This is a genomic window from Polaromonas sp. P1_A2, from assembly GCF_056406895.1.
On record NZ_JBFTZI010000001.1, the window covers coordinates 903,362 to 921,664 of the forward strand.

Sequence of the window (18,303 nt, forward strand, 5' to 3'; positions counted from 1 at the left end):
ATTCCCGACTGAACCATCCAGCAAGGATCCGGGCATGCCCCCAACGCCGCAGCAGCAACAAGATTCACCGCCCACCCCGCACGGCGCCTGGCCCATCGCGCTGGCCGGGCTGGTGGCACTGGCCGTGGCCATGGGCATAGGGCGTTTTGCCTTCACGCCGCTGCTGCCCATGATGCTCAGCGACGGCGTGGTCGACCTGCCCACGGCCAGCTGGCTGGCCAGCGCCAACTACTTTGGCTACATGCTGGGCGCGATTCTCTGCACCTTGCAGCCCTGGCTGTGGGCGCGCTTCAAGGGCTTGCCCTCGCTGGCTTATTCCTCGCTGGTGCGCGCCGGGCTGCTCGCCACCGGCGTGCTGACCCTGGCTATGGGCTGGCACTTCCCGGCCGCGTGGCCGCTGCTGCGTTTTGCGGCCGGTGTGACCAGCGCGGTGGTGTTTGTGTTCACTTCGGGCTGGTGCCTCTCTCAACTGGCCAGGCGCGGCGTGCCCGCGATGGGCGGCATTATTTATGTGGGCCCTGGCGCCGGCATTGTGCTCAGCGGCCTGTTCGCCACCGGCATGGTGGCCTGGCACTGGACGGCCGCCACGGGCTGGATGCTGTTTGGTGCGCTGTCCTTTGTGCTGGCCGCCTTGGTCTGGCATGTGCTGCGCGGTGGCGACGAGCGCCTTGTCGCGCTGGCGCCGCGCGCCGCCGCCTCGCCCGGCGCGGCGCCGCAGCACGGCCAGGCCGAAATGACGCTGCTGACGCTGGCCTACGGCCTGGCGGGTTTTGGCTACATCATCACCGCCACCTTCTTGCCGGTGATTGCGCGCGCGGCGCTGCCGGGCTCGGCCTGGCTGGACATGTTCTGGCCCATCTTCGGCCTGGGCGTGATGCTGGGTGCGCTGCTGGCCACACGATTGCCGCCGGGCAAGGACTTCCGCCTGCTGCTGGCGGGCTGTTATTTCCTGCAGGCCCTGGGCATCGCGGCCAGCCTCTGGAGCCCCAGCCTCGCGGGTTTTGCCATTGGCAGCCTGATGCTGGGCATCCCGTTCACCGCCATCACTTTTTTTGCGATGCAGGAAGTGCGCCGCCTGAAACCCGCAACGGCCGCGAGTTTTATGGGCCTCTTGACCGCCACCTATGGTGTCGGCCAGATCCTGGGCCCGCCGCTGGTGGCCGTGCTGCTGCGCCACACGCCCAATGCGGGCGCGGGTTTTACGCTGTCGCTGGAGATAGCCGCCGCCACGCTGCTGCTGGGCGCCGGCCTCTACCTGTGGATGGCCAGGGCCTACCCGGTGCAGCCGTCGCTGCCGTCCGGCCAGACCGTTGCGGGCAAATAGGGCGTTCGGCTTCAGCCCGGGCCGGGCTGCTGCACCAGCGCCATGGCGAACTTGCCGCCGCCCACCGACCAGTCCGAGTAGTCGTTCTCGTGCATGAAGATAAACACATCGTCGGGCGCCACGCCGGCATTGGTCTTTAGATTGCGCGCGATGGCCGCGTAAAGTGCGCGTTTCATCGCATCGCTGCGGCCGCGCCGCAGCGTGATCTCGATGACCACCGGCCGCTCCGAGCGCGCCATGCCGTTGAATGTCCGGTCAAAGAAGAACTGCCCTGCGCCGTAGTCGTTCACCATGTTGAAGAGCTCGTCCTCGGGCATGCCTATGCTGTCGACCAGGGCCTGGTGTATGCCCATGACGATGCCTTGCCGGTGCTCGGGGCTGGTGCTCTGGTGGACGTGGGTGTGGATAAAGGGCATGTGATTTTTCCTCAATTGAAGTTGTTGTGGGACAGCTGCCTGTTTTGTCAGGGTGCTGCGAATTCTGACGGGGAAGGCTTGCCAGGCAAAACGATTTCTTGGCGCATCCTATGTGCAATAAACTCACATCATGAAGCGCCGCCTCCCACCCCTGAATGCCTTGCGCGCCTTTGAGGCTGCCGCCCGGCTGGGCCGCATGACGGCCGCCGCCGAGGAACTGTCGGTCACGCCGGGCGCCATCAGTCGGCAGGTGCGGCAGCTGGAGCAGGCGCTGGGCGTGGTGTTGTTCGAGGGCGCCAAAAACAAGCCGGAGCTGACGGCTGCCGGCGCCTCGCTGTGGCCGGCGCTGTCCGCCGCGCTGGACCAGATGGAGGCTGCGGTGCGCGAGGTGCGCAGCGGCGAAGCCGGGACGCTGGACGTGTGCTGCTTCAGCACCTTCACCGTCAAATGGCTGATTCCGCGCCTCTACGGCTTCAACGCGCTGCAGCCCGATACCGAGGTTCGCCTCAGCGCGGCCGAGCATGCGCCCGACCTGGACCGCGACCGTTACGACCTCGTCATCACGGTCGCCGAGCGTGACAGCCAGCCCTCGGCCACCTTGCTGCCGCTGTTTGTGGAGCGCCTGGGGCCGGTCATGGCGCCCGCGCTGGCGGCCAGGGCGGCTGTGCGCCAGCCACAGGACCTGGCCGGCCTGCCCCTGCTGCACACGACGACGCGGCCCGATGCCTGGCGCATGTGGTGTGAGTCGCGCGGCACCGACCTGGCGGTGCAGGCCGGCCCGGCCTTTGAGCACTATTACTTCACGCTGGAGGCCGCGGTGGGCGGGCTGGGCGTCTGCATCGCGCCCTGGCACCTGGTGATGGACGACCTGCGTGCCGGCCGCCTGGTGGCGCCGCTGGGCTTTGAGGAAAGCGCCTACCAGTACGTGGCCAGGCGCCGGGCCGGGCCGCATGCGCGGCTGGACAGCTTTTGCGGCTGGCTGCAGCAGCAGGCGCGCGAGATGCCCGTGCCCTGAGGCCCGGCCGCAAATCCCCCTGAAATCTCGCCCCGGTCCCTGAACCGGTAAAATCAGGACTTCAGCGTGCTGTCCCGGCGCGCCAGCATCTGTTTATCTCCGGGGCCATGTAGAGGACCACCATGTATAAAAACCTCGCGACCCCCGGTCTTCCGGCTTGTGCGGGCGCCTGTTTTATTTCTCCCGTTCAACTTCCTGTTTCGCACCGGCTGATGCCCGCGGCGGGCTGCGGCCATGGCCGCGCGAAAGCCGCGCCATGAGCTACCAGGTCAAGGAAATTTTCTACACGCTGCAGGGCGAGGGCGCCAATGCGGGACGGCCCGCGGTGTTCTGCCGCTTTGCCGGCTGCAACCTCTGGTCGGGCCGCGAGCAGGACCGCGCCACAGCCGTCTGCCGGTTCTGCGACACCGATTTTGTCGGCACCGACGGCACCCTGGGCGGCAAGTTCGCCGATGCGGATGCGCTCGCGAAGCAAATCGAAGCGCAGTGGCCGGCCGGCGACAGTGCCCACCGTTTTGTGGTCATGACGGGCGGCGAGCCGCTGCTGCAGGTCGATGCCGAATTGATTGCGGCCCTGCATGCGCGCGGTTTCCAGATCGCGGTCGAGACCAACGGCAGCATTGTGGCGCCCGAAGGCATAGACTGGATTTGTGTGAGCCCCAAGGCCGGCGCCCCCTGGGTGCAGCGTGCGGGCCAGGAACTCAAAGTGGTGTGGCCCCAGCCCAGTTTTGACCTGGCCGAGCTCGAAGCCGCCGACTTCACGCACCGCTACCTGCAGCCCATGGACAACCCGCAGCGGCAGCAAAACACCGAAACCTGCATACAGCTGTGCATGGAGCGCCCGGCCTGGCGGCTCAGCCTGCAGACCCACAAGATCACGGGCATCCGATGAAACAAGCCTCCCCACACCCCCCCATGCGCTGCGAGATCAGCCAGACTTTTTACTTTGACGCGGCCCACACGCTCAAGCGTGCCATCGAGGCCGAAGGCAGCAAACGTGTGCACGGCCACACCTACAACGCCGAGGTCTTTGTGGCCGGCGAACCCGACGCCACCACCGGCATGGTCATGGACCTGGGCCTGGTGCGGCGCGAAATCGCCGTGCTGCGCGAGGAACTGGACCACCACCTGCTCGACGACGTGAAAGAGCTGGGCCCGCCCACACTCGAAAACCTCTGCCAGTTCATTTTCCGCAAGCTGGACGCCCGCCTGCCGGGGCTGACATCCGTGCGCGTCTGGCGCGCCTCGCTGGGCGACGGCTGCCGGGTAAGCCGCTAAGGGCCAGATACCCCTTATCGGAATTTGAATATTGCCGCGCGGAGCGCTTGCGTTACCCTCATCTCCATGAAAGCCTACCGCGCCGCCCTCCTGTATTTCACCGGCCCCGCCCAGGCCGCCTACGAGGCCGACGGCCTGCTGGTGGTCGGCCCCGACGCGCAAGGCCGCCAGCGGGTGCAGGCTGCGGGCAGCTACCAGGCACTGGCGCCGCGTTTTGCCGAGCTGCCCACCGAGCACCTGCCGGGCCGCATCATCGCGCCGGGTTTTGTGGACATGCACATCCATTACCCGCAGCTCGACGTGATCGGCTCGCCGGCCGAAGGCCTGCTGCCCTGGCTGGAAAACTACACCTTCCCTGAGGAAAGCCGCTTTTCGGCCGCCGGCCATAGCGCGCAGGCCGCCGGGTTTTTCATTGACGAGCTGCTGCGCAACGGTGTGACCACCGCGCTGGCTTTTGCCACCTCGCATCCCGCATCCGTCAACGCGCTGTTCAGCGAAGCGCAAAAGCGCAGCCTGCGCCTGATGACCGGCAAATGCCTGATGGACCAGAACTCGCCCGAGGGCGTGCGCGACGACACCGCGCAAAGCCTTATCGACACCGAAGCCTTGATCCAGCGCTGGCACGGCGTGGACCGGCTCGGTTATGCCATCACGCCGCGTTTTGTGCCCAGCTGCAGCGAAGCCCAGCTGCGCGGCGCGGGCGAGCTGGCTGCCAAATACCCCGACGTCTGGATACAGTCCCACGTCGCCGAGAACAAGGACGAGATCGCCTGGGTGCGGCAGCTCTACCCGAAGGCGCGCAGCTATTTGAGCGTGTACGAGCAGTTCGGCCTGCTACGCCCGCGCGCCGTCTATGCCCACTGCATACACATAGACGACGAGGACCGCGCGCTGATGCGCGCCACCGGCACGGCCGCGGCCGTCAGCCCGACCAGCAACCTCTTCCTGGGCAGCGGCTTTTTTGACTACGAAGGCGCCGAGCGCATAGGCTTTCCCTACGGCCTGGCCAGCGACGTGGGCGGCGGCACCTCCTTCAGCCCCTTCCACACCATGCTGGCCGCCTATTACGTGGGCCGCGAAGGGCAGACCAAGCCGGGCCTGTCGCTCTCGCCCCAGCAGCTGTGGTGGCAGCACACGGCGGGCGCGGCGCGCGCGCTGGGCCTGGAAGGCGTGGTCGGCAACCTGCAGCCCGGCTGCGAGGCCGATTTTGTGGTCCTCAACCCGCAGGCCACGCCGCTGCTGGCGCGCAAGACCGCGCTGGCCGCCAACCTGGGCGAGCTGCTGTTCGCGCTGATCGTGCTGGGCGACGACCGGGTGATTGAGCGGACCGTGATTTCGCAGGCCTTATAGGCCGTGCCCTCTCCCGGGGAGGGGGCGCGTCAACCTTGCCTACAATCGGGGCACAGTGAGGAGTTTCCCCGAATGAGCATCAAGAGCGACAAATGGATACGCCGCATGTCCGAGCAGCACGGCATGATCGAGCCTTTCGAACCCGGCCAGATCCGGCAGCGCGACGGCCAGAAGATCATCAGCTACGGCACCAGCAGCTACGGCTACGACATCCGCTGCGCGCCCGAGTTCAAGGTCTTCACCAACATCCACAGCACCGTGGTCGACCCGAAGAACTTCGATGAAAAAAGTTTTGTCGACTTCCACGGCGACAGCTGCATCATCCCGCCCAACAGCTTCGCGCTGGCCCGCACCGTCGAGTACTTCCGCATCCCGCGCAATGTGCTGACCATCTGCCTGGGGAAAAGCACTTACGCGCGCTGCGGCATCATCGTCAACGTCACGCCCTTCGAGCCCGAATGGGAAGGCTATGTGACGCTGGAGTTCTCCAACACCACGCCGCTGCCCGCCAAGATCTACGCGGGCGAAGGCTGCGCCCAGGTGCTGTTCTTCGAGAGCGACAAGGACGACGTCTGCGAGGTCTCGTACAAGGACCGCGGCGGCAAGTACCAGGGGCAGGTTGGGGTGACGCTGCCGAAGGCTTGAAAAGGGCGCCTCGCGGGGTGGCCCTTATTTGACCAGCAGCACCGGGATATCACTTTCCGCGACCACGCGCTGGGCCACGCTGCCGATCAGCGCGCGGCTCAGCAAACCCTGGCCGTGCGTGCCCATGACGATGAGGTGGGCCTTCTCGCGTTTGGCGGCGCGCAGGATTTCGGTGGTGGGCGTGCCGACCACGGCGACGGTCCTGAAGGAGAGCTTGTGGCGCTTGAGGAAGCGTTCTATGGGCGCCAGCACCTTTTGCGACTCCTCAGCGTGATAGGCCTTGACGTTGGCCGATCCCAGCATGCTTTTGACGCGGCCCGGCACGGGCGCCTGCACATTGAGCACCACCACCTCGCCCTCGGCGCCGGCCAGGTCTTCATGGTTGACCAGGAAGGCCAGGGCTTTTTTGGTGTACTTGCTGCCGTCGGCAGCGAACAGGATCTTCATGGTGTTACCTCCGGTGTGGACGGGCCAGCGTAACACCCGCACCGGCATCCGGGTGTAGGTGGGCACCTGCTTGCATCTCGCTGCCCCGGCAAACCCCCTGATGCCCTTGCGCTGCGGCGCCCACCGCTTCCGTTCCTTTATCTTGATCGGCCCAAAGACGCAAGGGTCATAAAAACACACACATGGCCTCTTTAGTGTAGAAACATCGTGTTACATTCACGGCCACGAGGGATACCCAATAAGCACGAAAAAAGGGAGGCAAAAAATGTCTGTTCATTCATCAGGGACGCTTGCCAGGGCGCGGCCTTTCCAGCGACCCGTGCCCTCAGGTCGCGATTTTCCGGTAGCCCGGGCGTGATGCGCCTGACAGCCGGCTGGGTGCTGGGGCTCAGCTTTGTACTGGGCGGTTGCGCCTCGATTACCAGTGGTACCAGCCAACGCATTGCGGTGACGGCGGTGTGTGAGGGCGACATCGTGCCCGCCGCGTCCTGCACGCTGAGCAACGACAAGGGAAGCTGGCAGCTCACCACACCCGATTCCGCGCTGATCCGGAAATCCTATGGCGAGCTTGCCGTCGCCTGCAGCAAGGCCCAGTCGAAAGGCGTTGCGAAGTTCGTTTCCAAGAACAACAACGGTGCCTGGGGCAATATCCTCGCGGGCGGCCTGATCGGTTACGCGGTCGATTCAGGCAACGGAGCAGGTTTCAATTACCCCGAAGAAGTGGCGGTCGTGCTTGGCAGCCCCTGTCCGCCGCCGTCAGTTTCAACAGCGCCAGTTTCAACAACGCCAACGAAGGAGTGAGGATATGAGGTTTCTGAAATTATTGGGCGCGGCCATCGGCGCCGCCGTGGTTCTGCAGCTCACCGGCTGCGCCAGTTCAGCCACGCCGCAGGCCATGACGGTAAAGCCGGGCAGCGTCGCGACGGTCAACCCCAAGCTCAAGGGCTCGGTCAAGCTGGGCGAAGTGACGGGTGGCAAGGCCACCAACCCGATGTGGACCTCGCAGGTGGACGGCGCCAGTTTCAAGAAGGCCTTGGAGGACAGCCTGGCCATCAGCGGTTACCTCGCCACCGATCCGGCGCAGGCCAAGTACGCCGTATCGGCAAACCTGGCGGAACTGGACCAGCCCCTCATGGGATTCACCCTGGATGTGAAGTCCAATATCACCTACAAGGTGGCGGGCCAGGGTGTGGCGCGCGACTATCCCGTCAAGGCCACCGGCAGCGCCACTGTGTCGGACGCCTTTGTGGCCGTGGAGCGGCTGCGCCTGTCCAACGAACGCTCCATTCTTGAGAACATCAAGGAATTCCTCAACCAGCTGGCGAAATTCAGCGATTGAGAATGAAAGGCCTGTTGGGCGCCGCGAGCTTGTAGCGCCGGCGACCCGGGGGCCGTTCAGGCCAGCGCCGTGCGCGCCGCGGCCAAATCCCAGCCCGCCCAGCCGCAGCTTTTGAAGAGCACCGGCCCGGCGGGTTTTTTCATGTCCTGGCGTATCACCTCGCCCAGGCTGGCGAAGCGGGCCACGTCCAGGCCCGCCTGCAGCAGGTCGCCGGCTTCGTGCACGGCGTCGGGGGTGTCGACCAGCACGCTGCCCTGCGCCGCGACGTACTGGCACAGGGCGGCGCTGAGCTCCACCATGGCCGGCGTGTAGGCGCCCACGGCGCTGATAAAGCCGTCGTCGCGCGGCAGGGCGCTGAGCACCACGCCGCCAGCCGGCGTGCAGGTGGCGGCCAGCGGGCAGTCGGCCAGGGCGGCGTCGGCGTCGGGCACGACGCGGCCGTTCAGGCCCAGCGACTGCGCGTGCTGCGCCAGGGCCTGGGCGCTGGCGTGGCTGCGCGAGGTGATGCGGAAGTCGCGCACGCCCAGGCCCTGGGCAAAGGCTTCGAGGTGGGCCACGCCCTGCACGCCGGCGCCGACGATCAGCATGGGCCCGCGGGTGTTGGGCGCCAGCCGCTGCGCGGCCAGCAGCGAGACGGCGGCGGTGCGCCTGGCGGTGACGGTGGGGCCGTCCAGCATCAGCCGGCGCCGGCCGGTGGCGACGTCAAACACCACCACGTCGCCCTGGATGGCGGGCAGGCCGCTGCCGGCGTTGGCGGGGGTCAGGGTGATGAGCTTGGCGATCGCGGTGCGGGCGTCCAGCGCCGGCATCACAAACAGGCTACCGCCACCGGGCAGGGCCTGCACCACCCGCTGCGGGACCTGCACCGACTCGTCCTTGAGCAGGCGTATGAGTTCGGTGACCAGCAGCGGGTAGGGCAGCCGCGCGGCGGTCTGTCCGGCGTCCAGCGAGGTGGGATACGGATGGAGCGTCATGCCTGCGATGGTAAGCGGGATGGCCCGCGAAGTGGTGGATGGACCGGCGCGCGGGTGGATTTCACGGCGGCTTCACCAGAGGTTTTTATCCTACAGCGGGACGGGCAAGGCGCCGAATGGACTATTGCAAGCCCGCCCTAGCATGGTGTAACCAACGGGAGGTTGCCATGTTCTCTGACCACTTGCGAAAAATCGACGAAATACCTTACAAGACGCTGATGCTGGTCGCGGCGGGCCTGGTGATCCTGTGCCAGCTGGCCGCCATGGCCTTTGTGGCGGATGCGCAGGTAACAAAGGCCAAGCTGCGCGACGACCAGCGCCGGGCCGAACTCATGGCCATCTCGCAATGCATGGAAACCCGCCCAGGTGCCGCGCGCCAGAACTGTATCCAGCAGGCCCGCGTCCTCGTTACCCCACCGCCGCCGCCCGCTGCCGACAGTGCATCCAAGGCGCCGGCTTTTGCCGAAGCCTCGGCTTCCGCGGGCAGCGTGATGCCGGCCCACCCGGCACACTCGCCCCAGGGTTTGATGGCAGCGTCGTTTGCCATTCGCTAAGGCCTGTTAACAAGCCCGGCCTGTCAGGCCCGCGTAGGGCCTGCGCGGTTAGCATGGGTGATGCCACCGTCACGTCCTCTTTCTCGCCTCTACCAGCCGCGCAACCCGCTGTTCTGGCTGATGCTCACGCTCAACGGCCTGTCGCCGCTGCTGGCCTGGGTGGTGCACAACCATCCCTTGACCGCCTGGGCCACGCTGCTGCTCACCGGTTTTGCGCTGGGCAACGCCATCCTCGGCACTTTTTTGCTGTGGCGCTTGCTGCGCGACGAACCGGCCGCGCCCGCGCGGGATTCCGGCACGCGGGACGACACCCTGGCTAGCTGACGGCCCCCGCGCCCTTGGCGATGTCGCGAGGCGTGGCCAGCGCGGCCGCCACGGCCAGCCGCAGCCCGTGCACGATCTCCTCCAGCGGCATGCTGGGCGCGCCCTGTTCGGGCAGGTAGGGCACATGGATAAAACCGCCGCGCGTGCGCTTGAAGCCGCGCTTGGTGGCCAGCACATGCATGAGCGCATAAAACACGTGATTGCAGACAAAGGTGCCGGCCGTCTGCGAGACCTCGGCCGCCACACCCGCCGCCTGCAGCGCCTGCAGCATGGCCTTGATGGGCAGGCTGCTGAAGTAGGCCGCCGGCCCGCCGGCCACCACCGGTGTGTCCACGGGCTGCGCGCCGGCGTTGTCGGGGATGCGCGCGTCGTTGACGTTGATGGCGATGCGTTCCAGCGAAATCGCGCCGCGCCCGCCGGCCTGGCCCACGCAGACGACCAGCGCCGGCTTGTGCAGCTGGAGCAGCCGCGTGAGTTCGTCCATCGATGCCTGGAACACGGTGGGCAGCTGCGCCGCCACCACGAGGTGGCCGGCGATGCGCTTGCCGTGCAGCGCCTTCACCGCCAGCCAGCTGGGGTTCAGGGGCTGGCTGCTGTGGCCGGTGTCGCCAAAGGGGTCAAAGCCGGTCAGCAGCACGCGGGGAAGGGAGGCGGTGGAGGTGGTGGAAGAGGAGGGGGCAGCCATGCCGCCATTGTGGGGGAGGGCGGCTTTTTGGCTACCATGGCCCAATGAACAACACCCCCTCGCACCCGGACATTGCCGCGCTGGTCACCGACCTGGCCCGCGCCCGCCTCGAAGCCCGGCCGCTGCCCTGGCCGGCTGCCGTGCCGGCCGATGTGCCGCTGGCCTATGCCACCGCGCTGGCCGTGCGCGCTGCACGCAGCGCCCAGGGCGATGCTCCGGTCGGCTACAAGGTCGGCTTTACCAACCGCACGATCTGGCCGCGTTATGGCGTCTACGGGCCCATCTGGGGCACGGTGTGGCGCAGCAGCCTGGTGCAGATCGACGCCGCCGCGCCCAATGAAGGCGTGCTCTCGCTCAAGGGCCTGTGCGAGCCGCGCATAGAGCCCGAGGTGGTGTTCGGCCTGCGCGAGGCGCCGCCGCCCGATTGCACGGCCGCGCAGCTGGTGGCGGCGATTGCCTGGGTGGCGCACGGCTATGAAATCGTGCACACCCATTTCCCGGGCTGGAAGTTCAGCGCCGCGCAGGCCGTGGCCGACGGCGGCCTGCACGGCCGGCTGCTGGTGGGCCATACGGTGGCGCTGCCCGCCGCAACGGAACCCGAGGCGCTGATGGAGGCGCTGGCCGGCCTGCGGCTCAAGCTCTATGCCGACGGTGTGCTCAAGGACCAGGGCGTGGGCGCCAATGTGCTGGACGGCCCGGTGCAGGCCTTGCTGCATTTTGTGCGCGAGCTGCGCGCCACACCGGGCGCGCCGGCTTTGCGGGCCGGCGACCTGATTACCACCGGCACGCTGACCGACGCCTGGCCGGTGCAGGCCGGGCAGCGCTGGCATACCGAGATAGAGGCGGCCGGGCCGCTGGCCGGCGCGCTCAAGGGGCTGGCGCTGCGCTTTGAGTAAGCGGCCCGCTATTTTTTGATCACGGCGCCGGTTTCGCTGTCGAACTTCACCACACGCACCTGGCCGTTCTGGCCCGGGAAATCGTCAAACACCGCGCGCACCAGGTAGGGCACGACCAGCGGCAGGTCGCCGCTGCCGCCTTCGTAAATAGCGCGCGATTCAAACACCGTGCGCGGCGGCTTGCCCGGTGGCGTGCCCTTGGTGTCGAGCAGGCGCAAGCGCAGGCTGTTGGTGTAAACCGTCACATTGACCGGCCGGTCGCCCACATAGCGCGGCCCGAAGGGGTCGGGCACCCAGCCGCCGCCGTAAAGGCGGCCCGCGGCGTCGCGGTAGGGTGGCAGGAACACCATGTTGTCCTGGTAGACCGGCTGCAGCCAGGTTTTTTCCTCGCTGCGGCTGCTGGCCGCCACGTCGACCTGCAGGCGGCCGGCCTGGCCTTCGGGCGCGCGCTTGAGGCCGCGTTTTTCGAGTTCGGCCTGCACATAACCTTCGTAAGTCGCCTGCTCCAGCTGCCGCGTGGTGTCCATGGGCGTGATGTAGCTGAAGGTGCTGCCCGCCGCGTCGGCGGGCCACTGGTTGAAACTGGTCACGCGGGTGGTGATGGGGCTGGCGCAGGCCGTGAGCAGCATGGCCAGCAGCAGCGCCAGGGCCAGGCGTGGCGAGCGGAACAACAGGAACAACACGGCGCCGGTGCTGCGCTGCGGGCCGGGGCCTGTGGGCGAGGAAAGGGCAAAAGTGTTCATAAGAAATGGATACACCGGGGTTCAATTTTGTTCCGCGGCGGGTGCGCCGCTCAAGTAAAGTCGGCGCATGCGCTGACACGCGCCCGGGGCATCGGGGCAGTGCCTGCACGGCGGACGCCAACAAGTATTGCACGGTAAGTGCATTGGACAAGGGGAAGATCATGAAATGGGAAGGCAATCGCGAATCCGACAACGTCGAAGACCGGCGTGATGACGGCGGCGGGGGTGGCGGAGGCTTCGGTTTTGGCGGACGCAGCATAGGCATTGGCACCATCGTGGTGGCCCTGGTCGGCGGCTGGATCTTCGGCATCAACCCGCTGACCATCCTGGGGCTGCTCAGCGGCGGCGGACCGCCCGCCCAGGTGCAGCAGCAGGGGCCGGCCCACAAGCCGCCGGCCGACGACCGCATGGCGAAGTTTGTCTCCACCGTGCTGGCCGACACCGAGGACGTCTGGACGGATGTTTTTGCCAAGGGCGGCGCCACCTACCAAAAACCCCGGCTGGTGCTGTTTCGCGGCGCCACGCCCACGGCCTGCGGCCAGGGGCAGGCGGCCATGGGGCCGTTTTATTGCCCGGGCGACCAGAAGGTCTACATTGACCTCGGTTTTTACGAAACCCTGCGCAGCCGCCTGGGCGCGCCCGGCGACTTCGCCCAGGCCTATGTGATCGCCCACGAGGTGGGCCACCATGTGCAGAACCTGCTGGGGATCAGCGCCAAGATGGAGCAGATGCGCGGCCGCGTCAGCAAGGTGGAATACAACGCGCTCAGCGTGCGGCTGGAGCTGCAGGCCGACTGTTTTGCCGGGGTCTGGGCGCACAACGCGCAGAACGCCCGCCAGATCCTGGAGCAGGGCGACGTCGAGGAGGCCATGAACGCGGCCGCCAAAATCGGCGACGACGCCCTGCAGCGCGCCGGCGGCGGCGCGGTGGTGCCCGAAAGCTTCACCCACGGCACCAGCGCCCAGCGCCAGCGCTGGTTTGATACCGGCTTTAAAACCGGCAGCGTCAAGGCCTGCGACACCTTTAGCGCCCGGAATTTATAGCCTGTCTGGCCGGATTCATTGACTGGCGGGGATTGAAAGCTATAAGATTGATAGCAATATGCGACCGGAGGCAGCCCAGGCGCCGGACCCCCCGGCAAGCCCTGAAACCCCAAATCGCCGGCAAAACCAGCCAATGGGCCCAAAGTGCGACAATACGGGGCTGAGGAAGCCCTGCACAAGCCCTGCCGCGCGGTCGAGATCGCGCGGACCCGGGCGGTCTGCGGTGTTACCTTTCCCGCCAACGGCTGTGCTGTTGGCCGCACGCGCGCCCAGGCAACCCCATCCCCCGATACGCGCGCTACCACCGACAGAGATACCCGCAAGCGTTAAGCAGAGCTTTCTTATGACATCCTCTTTTTCGAATCTTTCGCTGGCCGAACCGCTGGCCCGCGCCGTCGCCGAAATGGGCTACGAAACCATGACCCCCATCCAGGAGCAGGCCATTCCGGTCGTCCTGCAGGGCAAGGACGTCATGGGCGCCGCGCAGACCGGCACCGGCAAGACCGCCGCTTTTTCGCTGCCGCTGCTGCAGCGCATGATGAAACACGAAAACCCCTCGACCTCGCCCGCGCGCCACCCGGTGCGCGCGCTGGTGCTGCTGCCCACGCGCGAACTCGCGGTGCAGGTGGCCCAGCAGGTCGAGCTGTATGCCAAGTACACCAACCTGCGCAGCACCGTGGTGTTCGGCGGCATGGACATGAAGCCGCAGACGGCCGAGCTCAAAAAAGGCGTGGAAGTGCTGGTGGCCACCCCGGGCCGCCTGCTGGACCACATCGAAGCCAAGAACGCGGTGCTCAACCAGGTCGAGTACGTGGTGCTGGACGAAGCCGACCGCATGCTGGACATCGGCTTCCTGCCCGACCTGCAGCGCATCCTGAGCTACCTGCCCAAGCAGCGCATCACCTTGCTGTTCTCGGCCACCTTCTCGCCCGAAATCAAGCGCCTGGCCTCCAGCTACCTGCAGGACCCGGTCACCATCGAGGTGGCGCGCTCCAATGCCACGGCCTCCACCGTCGAGCAGCATTTCTACAGCGTGGGCGCCGACGACAAGCGCCGCGCACTGCACCAGATCCTCAAAGAGCGCGGCATGAAGCAGGCCTTTGTGTTCGTCAACAGCAAGCTGGGCTGCGCGCGCCTGGCCCGTTCGCTGGAGCGCGAGGGCCTGAAGACCGCCGCGCTGCACGGCGACAAAAGCCAGGACGAGCGCCTCAAGGCCCTGGAAGCCTTCAAGAAGGGTGAAGTCGACCTGCTGGTCTGCACCGACGTGGCCGCTCGCGGCCTGGACATCAAGGACGTGCCGGCGGTGTTCAACTTCGACGTGCCCTTCAACGCCGAAGACTATGTGCACCGCATAGGCCGCACCGGCCGCGCCGGCGCCTCGGGCCTGGCCGTGAGTTTTGTGGCCAGCAGCGACAACCGCCTGGTGGCCGACATCGAGAAGCTGATCAAGACCAAGATCGAGCTGGAACCCCTCGAGTTCGAGGAAGACCGCCCGCGCATCAAGGAGCAGGGCCGCATCAACGACGGCCGTCGCATGTACCGCGAAGGCGAGGACGGCGCCAGCCCGCGCGAGGCACGCCAGCCGCGCGAGCGCCGCGAATACACGCCGCACCGCCAGGCGGCCGCGCCGCGCGACCCCTTCTTCGACCAGCCCTATGAGCCGACGGTCGCGCCCGACGCCCAGCCCGCCTGGGAAGCCGCCGCCAAGGCCGCCCCCGCGCGCAGCGGCGTGTCGGCCAATATCAAGCCCAAGAAAAAAGTCGCGGCGCTGTTCAAGACCCAGCCCACGGTCTGAACCGCGGCCTGAAAGCCGCCCCGCCGTCGGTCCAAGCCTACGGCCGCTAGAGGGGCTGTCCGGTGCGGGCCGCGCGGCCCGCCTTTTACGCTGTCCCCATGATGGCGAATTCCGACCCCGACCTGAAGCCCCCTCCGCCGGCGGCTTCGGGGTTTGCCGCGCTCTCCCCCCAGGCCCTGAAAATCTTCCGCCCCTTGTGGCGCGCCGTCGACCACTGGATTGACGCCGGCGGCATGCGCATGAGCGCGGCCATGTCTTTTTACGGCATCCTGAGCCTGGCGCCGCTGCTGGTCCTGCTGGTCGCCGTGCTGGGCTGGTGGCTGGACCGTGCCTATCTCGAAACCAGCCTGGTCGACCAGATCCGCAGCGTCATAGGGGCGCAGGGCGCCCAGGTGGTGCAGCAGGCGCTGTCCAGCGCCCAGGCGCCTTCGGAAGGCATCACGGCTTCGCTGTTTGCCTTTGCGCTGCTCCTGTCGGGGGCGACGGGCGTGTTCGCGGAGTTGCAGGATGCGTTTGAGCGCCTGTGGCGGCAAGGCAGCGGCGAAGTGCCGCAGCAGAAGTGGTGGCACGGCGCTTCCGTGCGCCTGCGCGGGGTGGCCTACATCCTGGCGTTCGGTTTCCTGCTGCTGGTCTCGCTGGCGATTTCGACCTTTTTAAGCCTGCTGTCGGGCTGGGCGGGCAGCTACCTGCCGGTCGAAAAACTCGCCTGGGTGCTCAACGAACTCGTGTCTTTCGGTTTTTGTGTCGCACTGTTTGTGGCCCTCATGAAAATGAGTGTCGGCCCCAAACCCGCTTTACGCTATCTGGTGATGGGGTCAGCCGCGGGGGCCATCCTCTTTGCGGTCGGCAAGCACCTGATGGCCTTTTATCTCTCCACCGCCGCCGTGGTCTCGGCCTATGGCGCGGCCGGCTCGCTGGTGGTGATATTGATGTGGATCTACTTTTCTTCGGCCGTGCTGCTGCTGTCCGCCAGCGTGGCGCGCGCCTGGGCCGACGAGGCCGGCCGGGGCCGGACCGCCTCAGCCTGATTTACCGGCCTTGCCGGGTTTTTGCGCCTGTTCGCAGGGCACGGCGATCAGTTCAAACGTTCCGGCTTCCACTCCCAGTTTGGCTGCCGTGAGGCAACCGCCCCATACGCAGCCGGTGTCCAGCGGCAAGGTGTTGTTGCGCAGGCGCGGTGCGGCGCCGTCCTTGGCCAGGGTGGACCAATGGCCGAAGGCCAGCGGCGTGCCGGCGGTCTTGCGCCCGGGCACCTCAAACCACGGCAGGTAGCCGGCGGGCGCGCCATCGGCGCCTTCGGTGCTGGCGAACTCCATCACGCCTTCGGGCGTGCAAAAGCGCAGGCGCGTGAGTGCGTTCACCACCACGCGCAGCCGGTCGGCGCCCTGCAGGTTGTCGCTCCAGCGCTCCGGCGTGTTGCCGTACATGGCGCCGAAAAAATCCTTGAGCTCGCTGCCGCGCAGCACCTGCTCCACCTCGGCCGCCAGCGCCAGGGTTTGCGCCACCGTCCACTGCGGCAGCACGCCCGCGTGCACCATCAGCCAGCCGTGGCGCTGCAGCGCCATGGCGCGGTGCCGCAGCCAGTCCAGCAGCGCATCGGCGTCGCCGGCCTGCAGGATCTCCTGCATGGTGTCGTGGCGGCCCGGCTTGCGCGCGCCCTGCCACAGCGCGAGCAAATGCAGGTCGTGGTTGCCCAGCAGGCACTGCGCGGCGTCGCCCAGGGCGGCCAGGCGGCGCAGCACCTTGAGCGACTCGGGGCCGCGGTTGACCAGGTCGCCGAGGATATAGAGGGTGTCGCGGCTGGGTGAAAAATCCAGCTTCTCGAGCAGCCGCCCCAGGGGGGCGTCGCAACCCTGCAGGTCGCCGATACAGTACATTGACATGTGTTTATTTTGCGCCAGGCCTCATGGACTTTTTGCTGATTGCTTTTTTGACGCTTCTCAACGGCGTTTTTGCCATGTCGGAAATGGCCCTCGCTTCCAGCCGCAAGGCCAGGCTCACGGCCATGGGGGAGTCCGGTGACAAGGGGGCGCAGTCCGCGCTGGGCCTGCTGGACAACCCCACGCAGTTTCTCTCCTCGGTGCAGGTGGGCATCACCTCCATAGGCATGCTCAACGGCATCATCGGCGAGGCGGCCTTCAGTGACGGCCTGGCGGCCTGGATACAGACTTTCGGCGCGCCGCAGCGCGCCTCCCAGATCACCGCCACCGCGCTGGTGGTGACCGTCATCACCTTCATCACCATTGTGTTCGGCGAACTGGTGCCCAAGCGCATAGGCCAGCTTTATCCGGAAACCGTCGCGCGCCTGGTGTCGCGGCCCATGATGTGGGTGGCCACGGGCTTCAAGCCCTTTGTCCGGCTGCTGTCCATCAGCACGCTGGCGGTGCTCAAGCTGCTGCGCATCGACAACACCGCCGGCCGCGCCGTGACCGAGGAGGAAATCGCCGCCAGCCTGGAAGAGGGCGTGGACGCCGGCCTGATCGAGGAGCACGAGCACCAGATGGTGCAGAACGTGTTCCTGCTCGACGACCGGCTGCTGACCTCGCTGATGCTGCCGCGCTCCGACATCGAGTGGCTGGACGCCTCCGACACCGTGGCCCAGGCCATCGCCAAGGCCGGCGCCACCGGCCATTCCTGGTACCCGGTGTGCCGCGGCAGCCTGGACGACGTGGTGGGTGTGGTCAACGTGGCCAAGCTGCTCGCGCTGCGCGGCCAGATCCAGCCCGCCGCCTCTTCCGGCCTCGGCCAGGAACAAGGCCCGGGCGCCGTGCCCTCGGTGGCCGACCGCATAGGCGCTTACGCGGTGCCGGCGGTCTTTGTGCCGGAAACCCTGACCGGCATGGAACTGCTGGAGCAGTTCCGCGCGCGATCCACCCGCATGGTGTTTGTGGTCGACGAATACGGCGTGGTGCAGGGCCTGATGACGCCCATGGACATGCTGGAAGCCATCACCGGCGAGCTGCAGCCCGGCGCCCAGGTGGACGCCTGGGCCACCGAACGCGAGGACGGCAGCTGGCTGATCGACGGCGTCATGCCCGTGGCCGAACTCAAGGCCAGGCTGGACATCAAGGAACTGCCCGAAGAGGGCAAGGGCCGCTACAACACGGTGGCCGGCTTGCTGCAAAGCGTCTCGGGCCGGCTGCTCAAGACCGCCGAGATCGTCGAATGCGCGGGCTGGCGCTTCGAAGTGCTGGACCTGGACGGCAAGCGCATCGACAAGGTGCTGGCCAGCTTGCTGCCGGAAGCCGACTCGCCTGAGTTGTAATCCTTCGTTTCAAATGCTGTTGCGGCTTCGCTGCTTTTAGGCGCTGTTGCGTGACATAAGTCACTACTTACCGCAGACTGACGAGGGGTGAGACGCCGCAACAACACCCAGGTACGTAAATGGTTGTAACTTCAAGGGTGCTGTGTTTAAACTGAAAAAAAGTTAAGGCACACATGTTTGATGTTTTTGTGTTGGCACTGACGGMGACGG

Annotated in this window: 21 protein-coding genes; 15 read left to right on the forward strand and 6 right to left on the reverse strand. The window is 66.8% G+C overall.

Features of this window, described 5'->3' with window-relative positions; translation table 11 throughout:
- Positions 1 to 34: 34 nt before the first annotated feature.
- The gene (locus AC1D09_RS04295; protein ID WP_477663924.1) at positions 35 to 1,324 is read left to right on the forward strand and encodes a YbfB/YjiJ family MFS transporter; all 1,290 of its coding nucleotides are present in this window, start codon (positions 35 to 37) and stop codon (positions 1,322 to 1,324) included.
- A gap of 11 nt (positions 1,325 to 1,335) precedes the next feature.
- Here AC1D09_RS04295 and AC1D09_RS04300 read toward each other — a convergent pair whose 3' ends face one another.
- Complete coding sequence (locus AC1D09_RS04300; protein ID WP_477663925.1) at positions 1,336 to 1,740, reverse strand: tautomerase family protein; 405 nt, start codon at positions 1,738 to 1,740, stop codon at positions 1,336 to 1,338.
- 130 nt (positions 1,741 to 1,870) lie between these two features.
- Here AC1D09_RS04300 and AC1D09_RS04305 point away from each other — a divergent pair, with 130 nt between their 5' ends.
- From AC1D09_RS04305 to dcd, 5 genes are all read left to right on the forward strand, one after another.
- The gene (locus tag AC1D09_RS04305) at positions 1,871 to 2,755 is read left to right on the forward strand and encodes a LysR substrate-binding domain-containing protein (protein ID WP_477663926.1); all 885 of its coding nucleotides are present in this window, start codon (positions 1,871 to 1,873) and stop codon (positions 2,753 to 2,755) included.
- Between the two features lie 256 nt (positions 2,756 to 3,011).
- Entirely contained in the window at positions 3,012 to 3,647 is a 636-nt protein-coding gene (gene queE, locus AC1D09_RS04310; RefSeq protein WP_477663927.1) for a 7-carboxy-7-deazaguanine synthase, read from the forward strand.
- 23 nt (positions 3,648 to 3,670) lie between these two features.
- Positions 3,671 to 4,033 (forward strand): 6-pyruvoyl trahydropterin synthase family protein, encoded by a 363-nt coding sequence (locus tag AC1D09_RS04315; RefSeq protein WP_477663969.1) that lies wholly within the window; start codon positions 3,671 to 3,673, stop codon positions 4,031 to 4,033.
- 66 nt (positions 4,034 to 4,099) lie between these two features.
- Positions 4,100 to 5,383 carry a guanine deaminase gene (gene guaD / locus AC1D09_RS04320; protein ID WP_477663928.1) on the forward strand — a complete coding sequence of 428 codons (1,284 nt, stop codon included), beginning with the start codon at positions 4,100 to 4,102 and terminating at the stop codon, positions 5,381 to 5,383.
- Positions 5,384 to 5,455: 72 nt separating this feature from the next.
- Positions 5,456 to 6,028 (forward strand): dCTP deaminase, encoded by a 573-nt coding sequence (dcd, locus tag AC1D09_RS04325; RefSeq protein ID WP_477663929.1) that lies wholly within the window; start codon positions 5,456 to 5,458, stop codon positions 6,026 to 6,028.
- 24 nt (positions 6,029 to 6,052) lie between these two features.
- Here the strand turns inward: dcd and AC1D09_RS04330 are convergent, their stop codons facing one another.
- Positions 6,053 to 6,475, reverse strand: a complete 423-nt coding sequence (locus tag AC1D09_RS04330) for a universal stress protein (RefSeq protein WP_477663930.1) — start codon at positions 6,473 to 6,475, stop codon at positions 6,053 to 6,055.
- Between the two features lie 354 nt (positions 6,476 to 6,829).
- Between AC1D09_RS04330 and AC1D09_RS04335 the strand changes: the two genes are divergently transcribed.
- Complete coding sequence (locus AC1D09_RS04335; protein WP_477663931.1) at positions 6,830 to 7,276, forward strand: hypothetical protein; 447 nt, start codon at positions 6,830 to 6,832, stop codon at positions 7,274 to 7,276.
- Between the two features lie 4 nt (positions 7,277 to 7,280).
- On the forward strand, positions 7,281 to 7,814 hold the full coding sequence (locus AC1D09_RS04340; protein ID WP_477663932.1) for a YajG family lipoprotein: 534 nt from the start codon (positions 7,281 to 7,283) through the stop codon (positions 7,812 to 7,814).
- A 56-nt stretch (positions 7,815 to 7,870) separates the two neighbouring features.
- Here the strand turns inward: AC1D09_RS04340 and AC1D09_RS04345 are convergent, their stop codons facing one another.
- On the reverse strand, positions 7,871 to 8,788 hold the full coding sequence (locus tag AC1D09_RS04345; protein ID WP_477663933.1) for a delta(1)-pyrroline-2-carboxylate reductase family protein: 918 nt from the start codon (positions 8,786 to 8,788) through the stop codon (positions 7,871 to 7,873).
- Between the two features lie 167 nt (positions 8,789 to 8,955).
- Here AC1D09_RS04345 and AC1D09_RS04350 point away from each other — a divergent pair, with 167 nt between their 5' ends.
- Both AC1D09_RS04350 and AC1D09_RS04355 read left to right on the forward strand, forming a co-directional pair.
- Complete coding sequence (locus tag AC1D09_RS04350) at positions 8,956 to 9,342, forward strand: hypothetical protein (RefSeq protein ID WP_477663934.1); 387 nt, start codon at positions 8,956 to 8,958, stop codon at positions 9,340 to 9,342.
- A 60-nt stretch (positions 9,343 to 9,402) separates the two neighbouring features.
- Positions 9,403 to 9,666, forward strand: a complete 264-nt coding sequence (locus tag AC1D09_RS04355) for a hypothetical protein (protein ID WP_074575745.1) — start codon at positions 9,403 to 9,405, stop codon at positions 9,664 to 9,666.
- Here AC1D09_RS04355 and pcp read toward each other — a convergent pair.
- A complete protein-coding gene (gene pcp / locus AC1D09_RS04360; RefSeq protein WP_477700945.1) occupies positions 9,659 to 10,351 on the reverse strand; it encodes a pyroglutamyl-peptidase I in 693 nt (230 codons plus the stop codon). The genes AC1D09_RS04355 and pcp overlap by 8 nt on opposite strands.
- A gap of 44 nt (positions 10,352 to 10,395) precedes the next feature.
- Between pcp and AC1D09_RS04365 the strand changes: the two genes are divergently transcribed.
- Positions 10,396 to 11,247 (forward strand): 2-keto-4-pentenoate hydratase, encoded by an 852-nt coding sequence (locus tag AC1D09_RS04365; protein ID WP_477663936.1) that lies wholly within the window; start codon positions 10,396 to 10,398, stop codon positions 11,245 to 11,247.
- Positions 11,248 to 11,255: 8 nt separating this feature from the next.
- Here AC1D09_RS04365 and AC1D09_RS04370 read toward each other — a convergent pair whose 3' ends face one another.
- Positions 11,256 to 11,990, reverse strand: a complete 735-nt coding sequence (locus tag AC1D09_RS04370) for a DUF4136 domain-containing protein (RefSeq protein ID WP_477663937.1) — start codon at positions 11,988 to 11,990, stop codon at positions 11,256 to 11,258.
- Positions 11,991 to 12,151: 161 nt separating this feature from the next.
- On the opposite strand from AC1D09_RS04370, the gene ypfJ reads away from it, so the two are divergent.
- From ypfJ to AC1D09_RS04385, 3 genes are all read left to right on the forward strand, one after another.
- Positions 12,152 to 13,033 (forward strand): KPN_02809 family neutral zinc metallopeptidase, encoded by an 882-nt coding sequence (ypfJ, locus tag AC1D09_RS04375; protein ID WP_477663938.1) that lies wholly within the window; start codon positions 12,152 to 12,154, stop codon positions 13,031 to 13,033.
- Between the two features lie 343 nt (positions 13,034 to 13,376).
- On the forward strand, positions 13,377 to 14,828 hold the full coding sequence (locus AC1D09_RS04380; protein ID WP_477663939.1) for a DEAD/DEAH box helicase: 1,452 nt from the start codon (positions 13,377 to 13,379) through the stop codon (positions 14,826 to 14,828).
- Positions 14,829 to 14,926: 98 nt separating this feature from the next.
- A complete protein-coding gene (locus tag AC1D09_RS04385; protein ID WP_477663940.1) occupies positions 14,927 to 15,856 on the forward strand; it encodes a YihY/virulence factor BrkB family protein in 930 nt (309 codons plus the stop codon).
- On the opposite strand, the gene AC1D09_RS04390 is transcribed toward AC1D09_RS04385, so the two are convergent.
- The gene (locus tag AC1D09_RS04390) at positions 15,848 to 16,711 is read right to left on the reverse strand and encodes a symmetrical bis(5'-nucleosyl)-tetraphosphatase (protein WP_477663941.1); all 864 of its coding nucleotides are present in this window, start codon (positions 16,709 to 16,711) and stop codon (positions 15,848 to 15,850) included. The two genes, AC1D09_RS04385 and AC1D09_RS04390, sit on opposite strands and share 9 nt — an antisense overlap.
- A 23-nt stretch (positions 16,712 to 16,734) precedes the next feature.
- Between AC1D09_RS04390 and AC1D09_RS04395 the strand changes: the two genes are divergently transcribed.
- Positions 16,735 to 18,093: a hemolysin family protein gene (locus tag AC1D09_RS04395; RefSeq protein ID WP_477663942.1), complete on the forward strand. Its 1,359-nt coding sequence runs from the start codon at positions 16,735 to 16,737 to the stop codon at positions 18,091 to 18,093.
- The last annotated feature ends 210 nt before the right edge of the window (positions 18,094 to 18,303 follow it).

Bases quoted from the DNA above. Each gene is read 5' to 3' on its own strand.
- guaD (WP_477663928.1), top strand. From the start codon at position 4,100: ATGAAAGCCTACCGCGCCGCCCTCCTGTATTTCACCGGCCCCGCCCAG.
- AC1D09_RS04370 (WP_477663937.1), bottom strand. From the start codon at position 11,990: ATGAACACTTTTGCCCTTTCCTCGCCCACAGGCCCCGGCCCGCAGCGC.
- AC1D09_RS04380 (WP_477663939.1), top strand. From the start codon at position 13,377: ATGACATCCTCTTTTTCGAATCTTTCGCTGGCCGAACCGCTGGCCCGC.
- AC1D09_RS04390 (WP_477663941.1), bottom strand. From the start codon at position 16,711: ATGTCAATGTACTGTATCGGCGACCTGCAGGGTTGCGACGCCCCCCTG.
- ypfJ (WP_477663938.1), top strand. From the start codon at position 12,152: ATGAAATGGGAAGGCAATCGCGAATCCGACAACGTCGAAGACCGGCGT.
- AC1D09_RS04345 (WP_477663933.1), bottom strand. From the start codon at position 8,788: ATGACGCTCCATCCGTATCCCACCTCGCTGGACGCCGGACAGACCGCC.
- AC1D09_RS04300 (WP_477663925.1), bottom strand. From the start codon at position 1,740: ATGCCCTTTATCCACACCCACGTCCACCAGAGCACCAGCCCCGAGCAC.
- AC1D09_RS04340 (WP_477663932.1), top strand. From the start codon at position 7,281: ATGAGGTTTCTGAAATTATTGGGCGCGGCCATCGGCGCCGCCGTGGTT.
- AC1D09_RS04395 (WP_477663942.1), top strand. From the start codon at position 16,735: ATGGACTTTTTGCTGATTGCTTTTTTGACGCTTCTCAACGGCGTTTTT.
- pcp (WP_477700945.1), bottom strand. From the start codon at position 10,351: ATGGCTGCCCCCTCCTCTTCCACCACCTCCACCGCCTCCCTTCCCCGC.
- AC1D09_RS04350 (WP_477663934.1), top strand. From the start codon at position 8,956: ATGTTCTCTGACCACTTGCGAAAAATCGACGAAATACCTTACAAGACG.
- dcd (WP_477663929.1), top strand. From the start codon at position 5,456: ATGAGCATCAAGAGCGACAAATGGATACGCCGCATGTCCGAGCAGCAC.
- queE (WP_477663927.1), top strand. From the start codon at position 3,012: ATGAGCTACCAGGTCAAGGAAATTTTCTACACGCTGCAGGGCGAGGGC.
- AC1D09_RS04365 (WP_477663936.1), top strand. From the start codon at position 10,396: ATGAACAACACCCCCTCGCACCCGGACATTGCCGCGCTGGTCACCGAC.
- AC1D09_RS04315 (WP_477663969.1), top strand. From the start codon at position 3,671: ATGCGCTGCGAGATCAGCCAGACTTTTTACTTTGACGCGGCCCACACG.
- AC1D09_RS04305 (WP_477663926.1), top strand. From the start codon at position 1,871: ATGAAGCGCCGCCTCCCACCCCTGAATGCCTTGCGCGCCTTTGAGGCT.
- AC1D09_RS04295 (WP_477663924.1), top strand. From the start codon at position 35: ATGCCCCCAACGCCGCAGCAGCAACAAGATTCACCGCCCACCCCGCAC.
- AC1D09_RS04355 (WP_074575745.1), top strand. From the start codon at position 9,403: ATGCCACCGTCACGTCCTCTTTCTCGCCTCTACCAGCCGCGCAACCCG.
- AC1D09_RS04330 (WP_477663930.1), bottom strand. From the start codon at position 6,475: ATGAAGATCCTGTTCGCTGCCGACGGCAGCAAGTACACCAAAAAAGCC.
- AC1D09_RS04385 (WP_477663940.1), top strand. From the start codon at position 14,927: ATGATGGCGAATTCCGACCCCGACCTGAAGCCCCCTCCGCCGGCGGCT.